Source organism: Stenotrophomonas maltophilia group sp. Smal13 (assembly GCF_030236855.1).
GTDB classification, from domain to species: domain Bacteria; phylum Pseudomonadota; class Gammaproteobacteria; order Xanthomonadales; family Xanthomonadaceae; genus Stenotrophomonas; species Stenotrophomonas maltophilia_A.
Genome location: NZ_JASJSQ010000013.1, coordinates 15,107 through 31,157, shown reverse-complemented (window position 1 = coordinate 31,157; position 16,051 = coordinate 15,107). Strand labels below are relative to the sequence as shown.

At 66.2% G+C, this 16,051-nt stretch carries 20 protein-coding genes; 12 read left to right on the top strand and 8 right to left on the bottom strand.

From position 1 onward, the window contains the following. Positions 1 to 26: 26 nt before the first annotated feature. The gene (locus QRO95_RS06815) at positions 27 to 1,064 is read right to left on the bottom strand and encodes an NAD(P)-dependent alcohol dehydrogenase (RefSeq protein ID WP_285302058.1); all 1,038 of its coding nucleotides are present in this window, start codon (positions 1,062 to 1,064) and stop codon (positions 27 to 29) included. 116 nt (positions 1,065 to 1,180) lie between these two features. Here QRO95_RS06815 and QRO95_RS06810 point away from each other — a divergent pair, with 116 nt between their 5' ends. Together QRO95_RS06810 and QRO95_RS06805 are read left to right on the top strand one after the other, a co-directional pair. Beyond that, a complete protein-coding gene (locus QRO95_RS06810; protein ID WP_049401502.1) occupies positions 1,181 to 2,110 on the top strand; it encodes a LysR substrate-binding domain-containing protein in 930 nt (309 codons plus the stop codon). Positions 2,111 to 2,144: 34 nt separating this feature from the next. After that, positions 2,145 to 2,840, top strand: coding sequence for an HAD family phosphatase (locus tag QRO95_RS06805; RefSeq protein WP_285302056.1), 696 nt, complete (start codon positions 2,145 to 2,147; stop codon positions 2,838 to 2,840). Between the two features lie 7 nt (positions 2,841 to 2,847). Here the strand turns inward: QRO95_RS06805 and QRO95_RS06800 are convergent, their stop codons facing one another. The 4 genes from QRO95_RS06800 to QRO95_RS06785 are packed head-to-tail and all read right to left on the bottom strand — an operon-like array spanning position 2,848 to position 4,895. Continuing rightward, the gene (locus QRO95_RS06800) at positions 2,848 to 3,078 is read right to left on the bottom strand and encodes a hypothetical protein (RefSeq protein ID WP_285302055.1); all 231 of its coding nucleotides are present in this window, start codon (positions 3,076 to 3,078) and stop codon (positions 2,848 to 2,850) included. Beyond that, a complete protein-coding gene (locus QRO95_RS06795; RefSeq protein WP_071228312.1) occupies positions 3,075 to 3,500 on the bottom strand; it encodes a VOC family protein in 426 nt (141 codons plus the stop codon). Before QRO95_RS06795 ends, QRO95_RS06800 begins: the two co-directional genes overlap by 4 nt. Before the next feature lie 10 nt (positions 3,501 to 3,510). Next, positions 3,511 to 3,972: a helix-turn-helix domain-containing protein gene (locus tag QRO95_RS06790; protein ID WP_285302054.1), complete on the bottom strand. Its 462-nt coding sequence runs from the start codon at positions 3,970 to 3,972 to the stop codon at positions 3,511 to 3,513. Beyond that, the gene (locus QRO95_RS06785) at positions 3,969 to 4,895 is read right to left on the bottom strand and encodes a LysR substrate-binding domain-containing protein (RefSeq protein WP_285302053.1); all 927 of its coding nucleotides are present in this window, start codon (positions 4,893 to 4,895) and stop codon (positions 3,969 to 3,971) included. Before QRO95_RS06785 ends, QRO95_RS06790 begins: the two co-directional genes overlap by 4 nt. Before the next feature lie 91 nt (positions 4,896 to 4,986). Here QRO95_RS06785 and QRO95_RS06780 point away from each other — a divergent pair, with 91 nt between their 5' ends. Further along, a complete protein-coding gene (locus QRO95_RS06780; protein WP_285302052.1) occupies positions 4,987 to 6,027 on the top strand; it encodes a hypothetical protein in 1,041 nt (346 codons plus the stop codon). Beyond that, on the top strand, positions 6,024 to 6,905 hold the full coding sequence (locus QRO95_RS06775; protein WP_285302051.1) for a TolB family protein: 882 nt from the start codon (positions 6,024 to 6,026) through the stop codon (positions 6,903 to 6,905). Before QRO95_RS06780 ends, QRO95_RS06775 begins: the two co-directional genes overlap by 4 nt. Here QRO95_RS06775 and QRO95_RS06770 read toward each other — a convergent pair. Further along, on the bottom strand, positions 6,884 to 7,189 hold the full coding sequence (locus QRO95_RS06770) for a hypothetical protein (RefSeq protein ID WP_285302050.1): 306 nt from the start codon (positions 7,187 to 7,189) through the stop codon (positions 6,884 to 6,886). The genes QRO95_RS06775 and QRO95_RS06770 overlap by 22 nt on opposite strands. A gap of 3 nt (positions 7,190 to 7,192) precedes the next feature. On the opposite strand from QRO95_RS06770, the gene QRO95_RS06765 reads away from it, so the two are divergent. After that, positions 7,193 to 7,510 carry a hypothetical protein gene (locus tag QRO95_RS06765; RefSeq protein ID WP_285302049.1) on the top strand — a complete coding sequence of 106 codons (318 nt, stop codon included), beginning with the start codon at positions 7,193 to 7,195 and terminating at the stop codon, positions 7,508 to 7,510. After that, a complete protein-coding gene (locus QRO95_RS06760) occupies positions 7,503 to 7,811 on the top strand; it encodes a DUF6958 family protein (protein ID WP_106468122.1) in 309 nt (102 codons plus the stop codon). The genes QRO95_RS06765 and QRO95_RS06760 overlap by 8 nt, the downstream gene beginning before the upstream one ends. Here QRO95_RS06760 and QRO95_RS06755 read toward each other — a convergent pair whose 3' ends face one another. Then, positions 7,812 to 9,167 (bottom strand): sigma-54-dependent Fis family transcriptional regulator, encoded by a 1,356-nt coding sequence (locus tag QRO95_RS06755; protein WP_285302048.1) that lies wholly within the window; start codon positions 9,165 to 9,167, stop codon positions 7,812 to 7,814. It lies immediately after the preceding gene. Between the two features lie 396 nt (positions 9,168 to 9,563). Between QRO95_RS06755 and QRO95_RS06750 the strand changes: the two genes are divergently transcribed. From QRO95_RS06750 to QRO95_RS06725, 6 genes are all read left to right on the top strand, one after another. After that, positions 9,564 to 10,094 carry a hypothetical protein gene (locus tag QRO95_RS06750; protein ID WP_049422221.1) on the top strand — a complete coding sequence of 177 codons (531 nt, stop codon included), beginning with the start codon at positions 9,564 to 9,566 and terminating at the stop codon, positions 10,092 to 10,094. Beyond that, a complete protein-coding gene (locus QRO95_RS06745) occupies positions 10,091 to 10,708 on the top strand; it encodes a hypothetical protein (RefSeq protein ID WP_180837205.1) in 618 nt (205 codons plus the stop codon). The genes QRO95_RS06750 and QRO95_RS06745 overlap by 4 nt, the downstream gene beginning before the upstream one ends. A 43-nt stretch (positions 10,709 to 10,751) precedes the next feature. Next, a complete protein-coding gene (locus QRO95_RS06740; protein WP_180844317.1) occupies positions 10,752 to 12,068 on the top strand; it encodes an adhesin in 1,317 nt (438 codons plus the stop codon). A gap of 99 nt (positions 12,069 to 12,167) precedes the next feature. Further along, positions 12,168 to 12,872 (top strand): C39 family peptidase, encoded by a 705-nt coding sequence (locus tag QRO95_RS06735; protein WP_180837209.1) that lies wholly within the window; start codon positions 12,168 to 12,170, stop codon positions 12,870 to 12,872. A gap of 13 nt (positions 12,873 to 12,885) precedes the next feature. Next, on the top strand, positions 12,886 to 13,635 hold the full coding sequence (locus tag QRO95_RS06730) for a hypothetical protein (RefSeq protein WP_285302047.1): 750 nt from the start codon (positions 12,886 to 12,888) through the stop codon (positions 13,633 to 13,635). Between the two features lie 46 nt (positions 13,636 to 13,681). Further along, positions 13,682 to 14,974: a transporter gene (locus tag QRO95_RS06725; protein ID WP_285302046.1), complete on the top strand. Its 1,293-nt coding sequence runs from the start codon at positions 13,682 to 13,684 to the stop codon at positions 14,972 to 14,974. A gap of 22 nt (positions 14,975 to 14,996) precedes the next feature. On the opposite strand, the gene QRO95_RS06720 is transcribed toward QRO95_RS06725, so the two are convergent. Then, a complete protein-coding gene (locus QRO95_RS06720) occupies positions 14,997 to 16,043 on the bottom strand; it encodes a hypothetical protein (RefSeq protein WP_285302045.1) in 1,047 nt (348 codons plus the stop codon). Positions 16,044 to 16,051: the final 8 nt, after the last annotated feature.

Genomic DNA, 16,051 nt, shown 5'->3' with positions numbered 1-16,051 from the left:
CCTGGACAGGTACGGCGCAGTTGGATTCAGTGCTCTGCCACCTGCACCACCACTTTGCCGAACGGCCCCTGCTGCAGTGCTGCCAGTGCCGCAGGCAGGCCGGCGAACGAATGCACGCTGTCGATGACAGGCTGCAGGCGCTCGCGTTCGATGAAGACGTTCATCGCCTCGAAGGCCTGGCGATGGCCAACCGAAACCCCCTTCAGCGTCGCGCGGCGCAGCATGAGAGGAACCGCCGGCATGTGCAGGTCGGGATCCTCGAGGAAGCCGATCTGCAGGATGTGCCCGCCCACTGCGAGCGCCTCCACGCTCTGGGCGAGGTTGCCGCCTCCGAGCAGCTCAAGCACATGATCGACGCCCTGCCCTCCGCTCAGCTCCATCGCTCGCGCGCCCCATGCAGGATGTTGCCGCGTGTTGATCGACGCCCATGCACCCAGCCGTTCTGCAAGGGCAAGCTTGCTGCCACTGCGTGAAGTCACGATTACCCGGGCTCCCAGCCGCTGGGCGAACTGCAGCCCGAACAAGGAAACACCACCGGTACCCTGCACAAGCACGGTCTGGCCAGGAGCGAGTTGGCCGGCCTCGACCAGTGCAAACCAGGCCGTCAGCGCCGCCACCGGCAACGTGCTGGCCTGCAGGTCAGACAACGAGGGGGGCGTAGCGACTGCCACGTCCTCCGGCAGCACCACATACTCCGCCAGCACGCCCGGCAGCGGACCGCCCAGGGACAGTCCGTGCTGCAGCATCTCGGGCGGAGGCGCGCCATCGAGCCACTGCGTCCAGAAATTGCCCATCACCCGCTGGCCAACGCTGAAGCGTCGCGCTGGGCTTCCGGTTTCGACAATGACGCCGGCCATGTCCGAAGCGGGAACAAACGGGTGTGGCAGCGGACCGGACAACAGTCCGCCGTCGATCACCAGGCGATCGCGGTAGTTGAGCGACACGGCACCGACCTTGACCAGTACCTCACCAGGGCCTGGCCTGGGAATGGGGCGCCGTACGCAGCGCAGGTGAGCAAGGCCCGGGGCATCGAGCTCCCAGACCTTCATGGTCGAAACAGACATGGGAAATCACTCATTGGCGCGCGGAAGTGCGCCAGGAAAGTCTATTGACGCATGGATGTGTTCAGTGACGGGATATTGTCGATACACTGAATCCATAAATTCCCCAATTGACGCATATGACCAGCTACAGTGCGGCGCGCCTGCAGGGCATCAGTGTGTTCGTCCAGGCCGTGGACGCCGGCAGCTTCACCGCAGCCGGTCTGCGCATGGGGCTGAGCAAATCGGCCGTTGGCAAGAGTGTGGCCACGCTGGAGCGGCGACTGGGCACCCGGTTGCTGGATCGCACCACGCGCAGGCTGGCGCTCACTGTCGAGGGCGCCGAGTTCTACCAGGTCTGCCGGCGCATCCTGGCCGAACTGGACGAAGCCGAATCCAACGCAGCGTCGCGGCGGCAGGAGGTTTCCGGCCTGTTGCGGGTCAGCCTGCCGGTAGCGTTCGGGCAGCGCTGGGTGATGCCGGTACTGATCGGACTGGCGCAGCGCCATTCGCGGCTGCAGCTCGATGTCAGCTTCACCGACCGCAGGGTTGATCTGCTCGAGGAAAACGTCGATCTGGCCGTCCGCCTGGGGCCGCTTGACGACAGCAGCTCGCTCTCTGCCCGGGCGCTCGGCCGCCAGCATGCCGTGATATGCGCTGCACCCGGATACCTGGCGGCACGTGGCGTCCCGGTGCGCGCCGAGGATCTTGCCGGACACGACTGCATCACCTTCGGTCGGCAGGGGCACGCGCTGCCCTGGACGGTGCCGGACGGCTCCGGCGGGCTTGTCCAGCACCGCATTGAAGGGCGCCACCGCATCAGTGACGGCGATGCGCTGCGTAGCGCATTGCTGGCCGGGCTGGGCATTGCAGAAGCGACCACCTGGCTGGTGGGGGACGCGCTGCGCAGCGGCGCACTGGTGGCCGTATTCCCTGCCTCGGGTAGCGCGGGCGCGCCCCTGCATGCGCTCTGGCCTACCACCCGCGACCTTGCTCCCAAGGTGCGTGCCGCAGTGGATGCGCTGGTCGAGGCGTTCGTTCCGTCTCCACCGTGGGAAAATACCCGCTGATCGCCCCCATGGCTGTTGTTTCAAGGAGCTGTAGATGTCCCGTTTCCCCTTCGATGCCGTGCTGTTCGACTGCGATGGCGTACTCGTTGATTCCGAGCCGCTGGTCGCCCGCGTGCTTTCGGAAATGCTGACCGAGCGCGGCTGGCCGCTGACCCCGGCGCAGGCCGGTGAGGTGTTCCTGGGCCAGTCCGTGGCCCATCTGGCCGGCCTGATCGAAGAACGCACCGGCAAGCCGTTCACCGAGGAATGGCTGGAAGAGTTCCGCCAGCAGCGCAACCGCGCGTTGGAACGTGACCTGGTTGCGATCCAGGGTGCGCCCGAGGCGGTGCGTGCGATCGCGGCGCTCACCGACGGCCGGATTGCATGCGCGTCCGGCGCCGATCTGCACAAGGTGAAGCTGCAGCTGGGCAAGGTCGGCATCCTTGATGCCTTCGGGGCCCACGTGTTCAGCGGCCAGGACATGCCGCACACCAAGCCGCATCCGGATGTCTATCTGGCCGCCGCCGCTGCGCTGGGCGTGGACCCGAAGCGTTGCGCGGTGATCGAGGACACTGTTACCGGTGCAACGGCCGGTGTGGCCGCTGGCGCAACCGTGTTCGGCTTCAGTGAAGGCGGTCCGCACCACAGTACGCCGGAGGCCCTGCGTGCGGCGGGTGCACAGGTGATCTTCCAGCGCATGGAAGACCTGCCCGCCCTGCTTGCCGCCCATGCGGTCGACGCGGTCGCCTGACCTTGCCTCAGCCCGCAGCGCCGAGTGCGGCGCTGCGGCGCCTTCCGGCGTAGTGCAGCACGAACAGGTAAAGGCCGGTGAACAGTTGCAGGAACAGGGGTGGCAACGGTGAGTAGGTGAGCCACGCCACAGGCTCGCCCTGTCCCATCGCGCGCACTACGAAGTTGGCGATCACCGCCAGGGTGAACACGATCGAGGTCCAACGGTGCACGGGCCGTGCCCAGCCACCGCGGCTCATTGCCGGCGCCTCGTCTCGGAGCGGGCTTCGATCATCTTCCAGCCATTGCCTGATGGATCGCGGAATCCGGCGTCCACGGCGCCATAGCGCTCGATCGGCTCCTGGGTGAATTCCACGCCCAGCGCCAGCCATTGCGTGTAGCGCGCCTGGCAGTCATCCACGGCCAGCACCAGCGGCGGCATTGCGCCCTTGGCCACCAGCTGCTGCAGCGAAAGCGCGGTGGCCGCATCGTGGGTGGGCGGGCCAGGCACGAACAGGCCCAGCTGGAAACCGTCCTGGCCCGGGCTGCGTACCGTCAGCCAGCGGTAGCTGCCGTTGCGTACATCGGTATGCACCTCGAAGCCGAGCTTGCCGACATAGAACGCGAGCGCCTCATCCTGGTCGCGCACATACAGGCCGACCGTGTTCACAGTGTTCGTCATGGGACCTCCCTCAGGTGGGGTCCACATTAGCAACCGCCTCGCGGCGACGCTTCTCCAAAACTGCGATCTTAAGGTCCGGTCGCTGTGCGGCACGTGCGTGGCATTCCGGCACGCTGGCCGACGCCGCCTGGCCTGCACGCTCACGCTCACGCACATTGCCCGGGCTGTCACCGGTGATGTCACGGAAGATGCGGCCAAAGGTGCCCAGGCTGCTCCACCCGGTCTGCACGGCGATTTCGGTGACCGGCATGTCGGTGTCACGCAACATCGCCACGGCCCGTTCGATGCGGCGGCTGAGAAGATACCGGTGCGGCGGCAACCCGAATGCCTGCTTGAACGAGCGGGCGAAGTGCGCCGGCGACACCGCACTGACCTCGGCCAGGCGTGTGACTGGCCATTCCTCATGGCTGGCCCGGTCCATCCGGTCCTTGGCACGCAGCAGGCGTCGCAGCAGTTCGGGGCTCTGGTTCACAGCGTCACCGCTTGGGCCAGATGATGGCGTGCTGCGTGCCGTGCCTCGGCGGCCTGTTCGACCAACCAGTCACGGAATGCGATGACCTTGGCGCTCCCACTCCGCGCCGAGGGCGCCACGAACCAGAAGCTGCGACCGTCGCTGGCGACACCCGGATGCGCCTGCACCAGGCGCCCGCTCTCCAGCTCGGCCTGGAACAGGATCGGCGAACCGATGGCGATGCCCTGCCCTGCGATCGCGGCACCGACATCCAGATGCTCGACGGCGAAGGGCGTGACCAGACTCCCTGGTGCCGGCGGTGGAAGGTGCCCGTGCGCGGCGAACCACAGGGCCCACCAGTCCGGCCGACCGAGCAGGGGAATCTCCAGCGTGGTGCTGCCCAGCCCACGGGCCGACGGCAGCAGCGCCGGCGCACACAACGGCATGAAAACGCTGGGGAACAAGGGTGTGGCCTGCAGCCCAGGCCACTCGCCATGCCCGTTGCGGATGGCGGCATCGAAGTGGCCGGCGGCAAGATCCTGCGGCTCTGCCGACAGATCCAGTTCCAGCAGGAGCTGCCGATGGCGGGCGCGGAACGTACCCAGCCGCGGCGTCAACCAACTGGTGCCCAGCGTTGGCAGTACGGACAGGCGCAGTCGCGCCGCATCCATGCCAGCGGCGCGCATGAAGCTGGCGCGTAGTGCGTCGAATGCCCGGGTGGCTTCCTGCGCGACGCTGGCACCCACCACCGTCAGTTCCACGTGCTGTGCGTGGCGCAGGAACAGGCAGGTACCGGTCTGGGCCTCCAGCCGCCGCACGTGATAGCTCACCGATGCCGCAGTGGTGTCGAGCTCCTCTGCGGCACGCGCGAAGCTGCCCAGCCGCGCCGCCGCCTCGAAGGCGCGGATGGCGGCAAGCGATGGCAGCTGGCGTTGGGTGACCATAAGTGTGGCTTAGCCTGAGCCCCGATATCTGCGTGGTCAATCCCCTTCGTACCCGCAACGATGGGGGCACCTTCGGTAGGGGATCACGCATATGGATCGACGGCAGTTCCTGGTCACCCTGGCCGCCACGGCCGCGTCCACCGCCCTGCCCGCCGGGTGGGCCCTGGCCAGTCACAGCGATGACTGGAAATGGTTGCAGGGCACCTGGCAGGTCCGGCACCAACGCCTGAAGGAGCGGCTGGTGGGCGATACCCGCTGGGAAGCCTTCACCGGCGCCAGCGCGGTCTGGCTCACCCTGGGCGGGCTCGGCACCATCGATGACAACGTCATGGCACTGCCTTCGGGTCCCTACAGGGGCCTGGGCGTGCGTGCCTTTGATCCGGTGTCTTCCACGTGGTCGATCTGGTGGATCGATGGCCGCAATCCTGCCCATATCGAAGCCCCCGTACGCGGCGGTTTCAAGGGCGATGCCGGAAGCTTCCGCGGCACCGACCGGATCGACGGACGCCCCATCGACGTGTGGTTCCGGTGGCACGCCATCCATGGCGAGGAGCCGTGGTGGGAACAGGCATTCTCCGACGACGCCGGTGCGCACTGGGAGGTGAACTGGCGCAACTGGTTCCGCCGCACGGCTGCGGCCCCCTCGCCGCTTCCGAAGCTGCCGGATGCACCGGGCGATTTTGATTTCCTGGTGGGCCATTGGAACGTGCGCCATCGTCGCCTGCGCGCCCGACTGGCAGGCAGCGATGCGTGGGACGCGTTCAACGGCACCCTGCACAACTGGCCGGTACTGGGAGGATTCGGCAACGCAGGTGACAATCTGATGGACGTGCCAGGAGCCCCGCTGCGCGGCATGGGCATCCGCGCCTGGAATGCGGCTGAGCGGCACTGGCTGAGTTGGTGGCTGGATGGCCGGGAACCGACCCGGATCGGCGCGCCACTGCTCGGCCGTTTCGAGGCCGGTGTCGGTCGCTTCTTCGGCGAAGACCAGCACGACGGACGAGCGATCCGGACGCGGGTGATCTGGTCACGCATTACCCCGCGTTCGGCGCGCTGGGAACAGGCGGCCTCGACCGATGGTGGACGCAGCTGGGAAACCAACTGGGTCAGCGACTTCGAGCGGCAGGCATGAAGGCGCTGCTGGCCGTGATGCTGCTGGTGTCTGCGTCGCCTTGCGCGTCTCCATCCAGGGTGCTGCAGATCGTCGGCCCGGCCGAGCGCTTTGCTCCGGGTATTGCATCCACGCAGTACGACGAGATTCGACTGACCTTGAGCCCGGACGGAAAGACCGCACTGTGGTTCAGCCGCAACCGGCCCGGCGGTCCGGGCGGGTATGACATCTGGGTCTCCCGTAACGATGGGCAGCGCTGGCGGCCGGCGAAGCCGGTGCCGTTCAACACGCCGGGACGTGACTTCGATCCCGCCTTTTCCGCCGATGGCCGCGCGGTGTATTTCTGCTCGGATCGAGCAGGCGGCCAAGGCGGCGACGATCTGTATCGGGTCAGCGTGGGGAGCGACGGTCGATTCGGGGAGCCGGTCAATCTCGGCCCCGCAGTGAACAGCGCGGCCGATGAGTTCGCGCCAATGCTCTCGCCAGACGCAGCCACGCTGCTGTTCTCCAGCGATCGCGCAGGCGGTGCGGGTGGCCATGACCTCTACGTCGCAGCGATGGTCCGTGGTGAGGCGCAGCCCGCGCGGCCACTGCCCGGAGACCTCAATACCTCGGCGCAGGAGTTCGATGCCACCTTCCTCGGGGATGGCCGTACTGTGGTCTTTGCCCGCGCTCTCGACTTCGGCAGCGCACCGGTGCGCCAGTTCATTGCCTACGAACGTGGAGGCCGTTATGACGCGGGCCATGCATTGCCCTCGCCCTTGAACGAAACCTCCGGCGACAGCTACGGCGCGATGCTGGATGGCTCGCAACCCGGCACGTTGACCTATTCGGCCCGGCGTGCGGACGGTGCAGGGTTGGACCTGTACCGCATCCGCTACCGGATGAAGCGCCCTTGAAGGCGGATGTTGTCGATTCCCGGCACCCCGGTTCGTCGAGAGGATGAATACCCCAGGAGAAAATGCAGATGCCCTCCCATCAGTCCCTTGCCTGCGCCTGCGGCCAGGTCCGCCTGACCGCCACGGGCCAACCCATTGCCACCGTCGAATGCTGCTGCGACAGCTGCCGCAAGGCCGGCGCCATGCTGCAGTCGCTGCCCCGAGCACCCGAAGTACTGGGCCCGCATGGCCAGACGCTTTTCGTAATGCACCGCAAGGATCGCGTCAGCATCGATGCCGGACATTCCATGCTGCGTGCGTTGCGCTTGTCCAGCAGGGGCGGCAGCCGCCGCGTCCTGGCGGGCTGCTGCAATACGCCGCTGTTCCTGGAGTTCAGTGGCGGCCATTGGCTGAGCCTGTATGGCCTGCTGTGGCCCGCATCGGCAAGACCCGCCGTGGAGATGCGGACGATGGTCAGTGATCTTCCTGATGCGTCTGTCCTTCCGGACGATGTGCCGAACCTGCAGACCCGGTCGCTGCGGTTCCATGCACGGTTGATGAAGGCGTGGATCGCCATGGGCTTCCGCAGCCCACGCATCGAAGTCGCGGGAGATAGCCATGTCTGAGCCCGAGCGGATCGAGATCGAGAGCATCACCACGCCCGGGCACATCCAGCGCGTGGATCGTGCCAAGTATCTCGCCATGCGCCATGCCTTGCTGCAGGCCCTGCCTGCGCAACCTCCAGGCCTGACCGTTGCGCAGGCCAAGCAGGCGCTGCTGCCGCACCTGCCCGCCGCCCTGTTCCCGGCAGGCGCCACCGCCGGCTGGTGGTTGAAGGCCGTGCAGCTGGACCTGGAAGCCAAGGGCGTGATCGAGCGCGTCACGGGCAAGCCGTTGCGCCTGTTCAAGCACCTGGCGGCCGGCTGATCAGCGCTGCGCAGGCAGCTCCAACCGGTGCTTGCGGCATAGGCGATACACCGTCACCCGCGAGATCTGCATCTGCCGCGCGCACTCGGAAACGTTGTAGCCGGTCTGGCGCAGGGTCTGCAGCAGCACATCGCGCTCGGCCTGGCCCCGCGCATCGTGCAGCATCGCCCCAGGCAGGACCGCCACCGATGCGCCCAGCTCCAGGTCACGCTCGCTGATCAGCTCGCCCTCGGCCATGATCGCCGCACGCTGCACGCGATTGAGCAGTTCGCGTACGTTGCCGGGCCATTCGAAACGCCGCATGGCCTGCAGTGCGGCCGGCGCAAAGCCGCGTGCACGCACGCTGTGGCGCTGCCGGAAACAGCGCAGGAAGTGTTCGGCCAGCAGCTGCACATCGGCACCGCGCTCACGCAATGGTGGCATGAGCAGGCGCAGCACGTTCAGACGGTAGTAGAGATCGCTGCGGAACCGGCCCTGCGCCACCGCGTGTTCCAGTTCCACGTGGGTGGCAGCCAGCACTCTCACATCCGCCCGCAACGGCTGGCTGCTGCCGACGCGCTCGAAGGTGCCTTCCTGCAGTACACGCAACAGGCTGGTCTGTGCCTCCGACGGCAGGTCACCGACTTCGTCCAGAAACACCGTGCCGCCGTGCGCGGATTCGAACACGCCGATCTGCCGCTTGTCGGCACCGGTGAACGAGCCACGTTCGTGGCCGAACAGCTCCGACTGCACCAGGTTGGCCGGAATCGCACCACAGTTCACCGCAATGAAAGGCCTGCCAGCACGCCCCGACAACGCATGCAGCGCATGTGCGGCCAGTTCCTTGCCTGTACCGGTTTCGCCGGTGACCAGCACCGGCAGCTCCACCGGCGCGAACTTGTGCAGCACCGTGCGCACCGCATGCAGCGCAGCGCTTTCACCAATCAATGCGTGCGGTCCCTGCCCGCTGCAGGTTGCGTCGACAGGCGGATCATCTGCGTCGAACTGCTGGCGCATTGCGCAGACCAGATCCTGCAGGCCGAACGGCAGCGTGAAGCGGGCACGGCATCGCTGCAGCAACGGCAGCCAGGCCGCTGAAGCAGGTCCGGCACCCGGTGGCAGTACCGCCAGCCAGGGTAGATGCTGGTGCTGCTCGATCCACGGTACCAGCAGCTGCAGCGCGACCGCATCGAGGTGGCGCAGATCGAGCACGGCGAGCAAGCGATCGCGCCCGCGCAGGCCAATCGCCATGGCGGGATCGGGACGGATGCTGCGCACATACCAGCCTGCTGCCGCCAGCGCACTGCGCTCGTTCGCCAACGGCTCGCCAAACCAGAGCACGCAACGTGACGGTGAAGCCTCCGGGACCGCTGCCATGCTTCCCCCAGCATCCGGACACCGTCGGCGGACTGTCAGGCAATCACCGGCGTGCCGCCCCCCGCCGGGACCTCTACGGCCACCGGGGCGGCCTTTGTTGGGCGGATCCTAGCGCTTCCCTAAACGGCGGCGCAATGAGCAGTGCGTCAAGAAATTCCTGGCTGAAGCGGCACCGTTGCAGACCGCGACGCCACCTGTAACACGGATGCGACAGTCGCCCGCCGCCCTTGCCCTGCGGTGCCTGGGGCTTCGAAATCCCAACAATTCCACGACGTGCCTGTAACAGCGTGGCAGCAGCCCGGTCAGGTGCGGCACGGTGCCGACATTGGCCGGTGGGCACTTCGGAGTTGGCACGGTTGATGCGTGGTTCCGCCGCACCCATCGCGGGAGATCGGCATGGACGGCTCCACCCTGATTCGCGGCCTGGCCGCAGCACTGGCAGTGGCCCTGCTGTCGGTTGGCGCGGGCGCATCCGCATCCGGCGCCCGCCAAGGCGTGAAGGCACAACCGGGCGAGATCGTCCTGCTGCGGGATGTATCCGCGCGCCCGGCATACCGCATGGCACCGCCGGGCATGGCGCTGATTGCCGACCCGAAGCCGCAGCGCGAGATCGCCACCGCATTGGGTGCCGGCGGCACAACAACCGGCATGGACGAGTTGAGCGATGAGGACTATGCCGGCATGGGCGCCGGCCAGGCCGCGTCCATCACGGCGCCGGGTGGCACCACTGTTGAACGGGTCACCCAGCAGGCCCTGGGCGGCACGCTGGGCCGCAGTGGCGACGGCATGGTCGGCAGCAATCTGGGGGGTGCCATGAGTGGACCGCTCGGTGCTGTGGGCAGCAGCACCCGCGGTATCGCCGATACCGTGCGCGGCGCACTGGCCCAGTTCCCGCTGCAGGGCACGGCCCCGGCAGGTGGAAAATGAAGGCGCTGCACGGGTTGCTTCTGCTGCTCGCTGCCGCGCCCTGGGCGACCCGGGCCGATGACTACAGCGGCATGCTCGCCTATCTCGACGTGGCCCGCATCGACGGCCACGCACTTGCCGGAACGAATGGCGCCATCGCCGTGAACCAGGCCGCCGGCGACCTCAACGTGCAGGCCAACCTACGGGGTATCGCCAAGGGTGATCGCGCCGACGTCGCGATCAATGCGCGGCAGCTGCAGCAGGGCAACCGCGTGCTGTCCGGGCCGCTGCAGGCCACTGCATTCATTGGCGGTGACGCACTGGCCGGTGCCAGTGGCATCGCATCCATCAACCAGGCCAGCGGCATCGCCAACACGACGCTCAACGTCGTCAGCGCGACGCTGGCCCGACAGGGCATACGCGAAACCGACGATACGGTCTTGGCCGCCGAGGGTTCCGCGTTGGCAGGGGGGCGGGACGACACCGGTCACGGCGTCGCGACGGGCACCCGCAGCGCAGGTGTAGCCAGCACCGCACTGCGGGGATTCGACGGGGTCCTGCAACTCAATCAGATCGCGGGCAACGGCAACGACACGGCCAACGTATTGGGCCTGGTCGTGCAGGACCGCCCGTGACAACCACCCAACCGATGCACCACCTGATGAGAGAGAGGGCACCATGAAAGCGACCGTCAAACAGACCATGCTCGCCATGGCGATTGCCACTGCCTCGACCGCCGCTGCGGCCAATGGCTGGGACAACCAGAACGCCAACGCGAACATCAATCACAACCACACCGTCAGCGAGACCCGCAACGACACCCACAACCACACCGACAACGACGTACGCAACCGCACCGTCAACGTCAATGTGCAGAAACACAGCAACATCCAGGCCGACGAACGCAAGGAAAAGAACAACCACGGCGTCGACGTGAACCTGGAGAAGGACCTGCGGCTGAGCACCGACATCAATTTCTCCGGTGACCCGAACATCACCGGCGACATTGACCTCGACTCGGCGGCCATTGCCGTGATCGACAACCGCCAGTCGATCAGCAACAACGCCACCAGCAACAGCCTGGTCACCAACAGTGCTTCCATCGGTGACAGCGTGGGTGCCGGCGCCTCGGGCAATCTCGGCTTCAACGTGGTGTCCGGCGACAACAACGCGCAGGACAATGCCGCGTCGCTGTCCGCTGCCGACGCGTCCTTCAGCTTCGGCATGGCCGACGCCGAGGTGTTCGTCAACCAGGCCGGCTTCGGCAACGCCACCATGAACTCCGGCGTCACCAACGCCGCAGGTCTCGGCGGCAACGCCTTCGGTGGTGCTTCGGGCAACATCGGCGTGAACATCGCCTCGGGCAACAACAACGAGCAGAAGAACGCGCTCGCGGCCTCGGTAGCGACCACCGCGGTGGCGCAGTCGAGCATCAGCTCCAACCAGGTCTCCACCGGCAACACGGTCAGCAATGCCGGCTTCGTGCAGTCCTACACGGATACCGTGCAGGTCGGCATGCGTGGCGGCGTCAGCGGCCTGACCCTGGCCTATGGCGCGGGCACCTACCGCGGCACCGGCAACGCCTACCAGATGGCCAACTACTATCTGGATACATGGAATGGCGAGCTTCCACATCCGGGTGGCAACAGCACCGGCCACATCGACCTGGACAACGAGATCCAGAACGCCACGATGAACCCAAACCGGCCGGGAGTGGGCGGCCTGGGCTTCGATACGCGTGAGAGTGGCACCAGCCAGTTCGTCGAACTGGGCGTGGCCGATCTGTACGCCAGCCTCAGCGGCACGGTCAGCACCACGCGCTGGGTGAACGTCAACGCCACCAACACCTCGGCGTTGTCCGGCAGTGCCTTCTCCGGCGCCTCCGGCAACATCGGCGTGAACGTTGCTGCGGGCACCGGCAACCTGCAGGCCAACAGCCTGGCCCTGGCCGTCGCCCAGCCCAGCACCGGCGGCGGTGGCGGCACCGGCGAGTAAGCGCAACACCCCGGCCGTCCGCCAATGGCCGGGTTCCCGGGAGCCCCTGTTCCTCCTCCCCCTTGGGACAGGGGCTCCCCCCTGCTGCCGGAGAACGTGATGATCCGTTGCCGCCTCTCGTTGCGCCTGCTGGCGATGCTGTTGCTGCTGGGTACCGCCTCCGCGTGGGCGGGCGAGGTGCGCTTCAGCGGCGTATTGCCCAATGGCGCGTTGCTGCAGCAGAAGGTGGAGAGCATGCAGGAGCGGCGCTACCGCAACGTGGTGCGGCAGCACACCGATTACAGCTGCGGGGCCGCCGCGCTGGCCACCATCCTGCGCCACGCCTACCACCTTGATACCGACGAGGCGACGGTGATCGAGGGAATGATGGGGGTCTCCGATCCCGCTCTGGTAGCCGAGCGCGGCTTCTCGCTGCTCGACATCAAGCGCTACGTGGAATCGCTGGGCATGCGCGGTCGGGGCTACCGCATCGATGAAACACGACTGCGCACCCTTCGCGTGCCAGGACTGGTGTTGATGGACGTGCGCGGTTTCCGCCATTTCGTGGTGCTCAAGCAGGTGCGCAACGGCATCGTGGAAGTGGCCGACCCGATCCTGGGCAACCGCAGCCTGGCCCTTCCGGAGTTCCTGGCCGCCTGGCCATCGCGCGCGGTCTTCGTGGTGATCGGCAGCGACTTCGATCGCAACACCGCTCTTCTGCAACCCAGCGAACGGCCAAGCGCCCGCGCGCTCTACGCGCGGCAAGGGCCGATCACCGATGCCGAATTGGTCGACTTCGGCTTCAGCCACGCCGACCTGTTCTGAAGGAGGTTCGACCATGTTCCGCCAACCGATGATGATGGCTCTGCTGCTGGCCTTCCCTTCCCTGCCCCTGCAGGCGGCAGAGGGCGCTCCCGGTCGCGGCCTGAAGGAAATTCCGGACCCGGAACTGAGCCTGATGCGGGGGCGCTACACGGTGGGTGGCAACAACGTTGCCTGGTTCGGGGTCACCATGGTGTCGCAGTGGCAGGCCAGCAACGGCGCGACGCTGCAGGGCAGCCTCACCCTGGGCATGGACTTCCGTGGTGGTGGCGTGCCGAAGCTGAGTTTCCAGCCCAGCGTGCATGTCACGGCAGCCGATGCGCCGCTGCCCGATACCCACGGACGCAGCATCGACAGCAGCGGTCTGGCCAACGCCAGCGGCCTGGTGCAGAGCGTGCAGGTGGCCGGCGATGGCAATTTCGCGCGCAACGTCACCACGCTGACCGTCCGCGAGGGTGGCGTGCCAGCCGTTCTCTCTGATGGCGCAGGCAACGTCACCGCGCAGCAGGCCGGCGCCAGCGCGACCGCCATGCTGGAAGGCAACCAGGCACGCCTGCTGCTGCAGGTGGATGGCCAGGGGCTGGTGCAGCAGTGGATCCGCAATGGCAGCGTCGGCCAGGGTATCGCCCTCGCCGGTGACGGCCAGATCGCCAGTAACCAGCTGCGGCTGGAGCTGGTGCGCAACGCCGTGGGCAGCAACCTGCCGTTGAGCCAGAACGTGGCCCAGGCGATTGCGTTGAACCGCGGCATGGGGCCAGGCCAGTAACAGGGCCTGGCATTGGGGGAAACGCTCCACAACGCAGGACACCAACATGCACACCCTGATAAGGATCACCCCGTTGGCGCTGGCGGCGCTGACGGGCACCGCCCTTGCCGCACCGCCGACGTCCGACGATGGCGCTGACGTGCAGGCCCTGGCCAACCAGCTGGAACAGCTGAAGGCCAACTACGCACAGGAAGTGCGGCGGTTACGCGAACTGGACATGCAGGTCCAGGCCATGCAGGCGCGCTTGAGCGGGCGGGTTGGCCCGGTCACAGCCCCACCGGCCGCGCCATTGGCGCAGGCGGCCGCCGCCGCGGTCCCACCGAGCAGCGAGGGCTACGCCAGTACCGCCGCCGAGGCGCAACAGGCCAAGCAGGAGTCGCGGCGCAGCGTGGACGACGTGAAGCAACAGCAATCGGCCCTGTTCTCCCGCCGCTTCACCATCGAGAACAGCCTCACCTACGCCCGCTACGACCGCAAGCAGCTCACCCTCAACGGCTTCCTCGCGCTGGACGCCATTTTCCTCGGCAATATCGCCATCGAGAACGTGGAGTCCGACTCGCTGACCTACAACGTGGCGGCCCGCTGGGGTGTCAGCCCGAACCTGACGCTCAACCTGGACGTGCCTTACCTGGCCCGGCGCACCGTATACCAGAAGGGCGGCGCCGGCGGAGCAGCGGCCGCCATTGCACAGGAAGAGACCAACGGCAACGGCCTGGGTGATATCGGGCTCAGTGCGAACTACCGGTTGTTCGGCGAACGCGGCTGGCGCCCTGAGACCGTGCTTACCGCCGGCGTCACCGCCCCCACCGGGCGCGCACCCTACGGCCTGGACTGGAAGGTGATCGAGCGCGATGACGACGACTACATCCGCTTCGCCGTGCCGCGCGAGCAACCCACTGGCAATGGCGTATGGCAGGCCAACCTGGGCCTGTCGATGGTGAAGACCGCCGACCCGGCCATCCTGTTTGCCAACATCGGCTACGTGCACTCCATCCCGCGCGGGTTCGACGACATCGACAGTAATCCGGACACGGTGAACCCGGGCGATGTGAAGCTGGGCGGCTCGGTGTACTTCGGCGCAGGCGTGGCCTTCGCATTCAACGAGCGGACCAGCCTGAGCCTGTCCTTCAGTGACCGCATCAGCGCCCGCGCTTCCACCCGCTTCCAGGGCGGCAAGTGGATGAAGGTAATCGGCAGTGATGCCAATGCGGCATCACTTAACCTGGGCGTGACCTATGCGCTGAACCAGCACACCACGCTGGTGACGCTGCTGGGCATCGGGTTGACCCCGGATGCGCCGGACTTCACGTTGGCGTTCAAGATTCCGTACATGTTGTAGCTGCATCTGCCATGCGACCTCATCAACGTCCTTCGTGGCTACTGACCGAAATGACAACCACAGGGAATCTTCTTTTTCGGGAAAAGCGCGCAACCAGCCAATTCCAGACCAGGTGGTAGGGCGTTGAACATGCATGGGCCGTGTTGAAGCGCCCGGCATCTTCTCCCTTGTTCAGCAGATGGCTTGGCATAGCGTACTTGTTGCAAGCCAGGATCAGCTGATGACAAAGATCACTCCAATCTGGCGGTAAGGCGGTGAATGCAAGTTTGAAATCATTCCTGCCTGCGATCCGGGATGCGTCAAACGTGAAATCCGCACCCACCTCTCTTCCGCAAGCCAGAGAGCCCGTGCGTACCAGAGCTTCGAGCAACGTCCCAAGCGATTGGTCGCACGGCTCACCCCGTTTGGCAGCGCTTGCTACCCAGTGAGGACTGAAAGGACGCTTCGGATCAGAAGAAGCACCGATGTACCACGCGTGCGGCGGTGCTTGCTTGGATTGAACGTAACTGCCGGCACCAATTTGGTAGCCGTTCTGTAGCGCCGCATTCGACCCTGCAGCGAAGTAGAGGTCGAATGCGGGCCACTCTGAAAGCAGAGCAAGCTCTTTCAATGTCGAGTCGTTCTTCTTGCTAGGAAGCGACACGACAGGTGTCACCAGCTTTTTTCCTTTTGCGTTTCCTACCACCTTGGCCTGCAGGATCAAGCCACGTGCAGCCCTCACGAAGCAGGTGCCAGAGTGGATCTGAAGCCGGTCGATGAAGAAGACCGCCGCATCGCCAATCTCAACCCGCTCGGTTATCTCCTGGCCCCTATGGTCCTTCACAACATTGGTGAATCCGGCCATGGGGATTTTGTCAATGTAACCGAGGCTGACTTCGACCGTCCTTTTCATGCCATTGCTGCTGGAGAAACTACTATCGCTGCGGATCAGCGCCTCGAACGGTTTCCAGAATCCGGGCGAGAACAACGCCGCAAGCTGTTGAAGTTCCCCCCTTCTGCCTCGCTTCTTGTGTACCCGGGAGACAAGATCGTCGATGTTCTTGGCCGTGAAGGCTGCACCGGAACTCATGTCATTCC

Bases quoted from the DNA above. Each gene is read 5' to 3' on its own strand.
- QRO95_RS06815 (WP_285302058.1), bottom strand. From the start codon at position 1,064: ATGTCTGTTTCGACCATGAAGGTCTGGGAGCTCGATGCCCCGGGCCTT.
- QRO95_RS06810 (WP_049401502.1), top strand. From the start codon at position 1,181: ATGACCAGCTACAGTGCGGCGCGCCTGCAGGGCATCAGTGTGTTCGTC.
- QRO95_RS06805 (WP_285302056.1), top strand. From the start codon at position 2,145: ATGTCCCGTTTCCCCTTCGATGCCGTGCTGTTCGACTGCGATGGCGTA.
- QRO95_RS06800 (WP_285302055.1), bottom strand. From the start codon at position 3,078: ATGAGCCGCGGTGGCTGGGCACGGCCCGTGCACCGTTGGACCTCGATC.
- QRO95_RS06795 (WP_071228312.1), bottom strand. From the start codon at position 3,500: ATGACGAACACTGTGAACACGGTCGGCCTGTATGTGCGCGACCAGGAT.
- QRO95_RS06785 (WP_285302053.1), bottom strand. From the start codon at position 4,895: ATGGTCACCCAACGCCAGCTGCCATCGCTTGCCGCCATCCGCGCCTTC.
- QRO95_RS06780 (WP_285302052.1), top strand. From the start codon at position 4,987: ATGGATCGACGGCAGTTCCTGGTCACCCTGGCCGCCACGGCCGCGTCC.
- QRO95_RS06775 (WP_285302051.1), top strand. From the start codon at position 6,024: ATGAAGGCGCTGCTGGCCGTGATGCTGCTGGTGTCTGCGTCGCCTTGC.
- QRO95_RS06770 (WP_285302050.1), bottom strand. From the start codon at position 7,189: ATGTCCGGCATCGATGCTGACGCGATCCTTGCGGTGCATTACGAAAAG.
- QRO95_RS06765 (WP_285302049.1), top strand. From the start codon at position 7,193: ATGCTGCGTGCGTTGCGCTTGTCCAGCAGGGGCGGCAGCCGCCGCGTC.
- QRO95_RS06760 (WP_106468122.1), top strand. From the start codon at position 7,503: ATGTCTGAGCCCGAGCGGATCGAGATCGAGAGCATCACCACGCCCGGG.
- QRO95_RS06755 (WP_285302048.1), bottom strand. From the start codon at position 9,167: ATGGCAGCGGTCCCGGAGGCTTCACCGTCACGTTGCGTGCTCTGGTTT.
- QRO95_RS06750 (WP_049422221.1), top strand. From the start codon at position 9,564: ATGGACGGCTCCACCCTGATTCGCGGCCTGGCCGCAGCACTGGCAGTG.
- QRO95_RS06745 (WP_180837205.1), top strand. From the start codon at position 10,091: ATGAAGGCGCTGCACGGGTTGCTTCTGCTGCTCGCTGCCGCGCCCTGG.
- QRO95_RS06740 (WP_180844317.1), top strand. From the start codon at position 10,752: ATGAAAGCGACCGTCAAACAGACCATGCTCGCCATGGCGATTGCCACT.
- QRO95_RS06735 (WP_180837209.1), top strand. From the start codon at position 12,168: ATGATCCGTTGCCGCCTCTCGTTGCGCCTGCTGGCGATGCTGTTGCTG.
- QRO95_RS06730 (WP_285302047.1), top strand. From the start codon at position 12,886: ATGTTCCGCCAACCGATGATGATGGCTCTGCTGCTGGCCTTCCCTTCC.
- QRO95_RS06725 (WP_285302046.1), top strand. From the start codon at position 13,682: ATGCACACCCTGATAAGGATCACCCCGTTGGCGCTGGCGGCGCTGACG.
- QRO95_RS06720 (WP_285302045.1), bottom strand. From the start codon at position 16,043: ATGAGTTCCGGTGCAGCCTTCACGGCCAAGAACATCGACGATCTTGTC.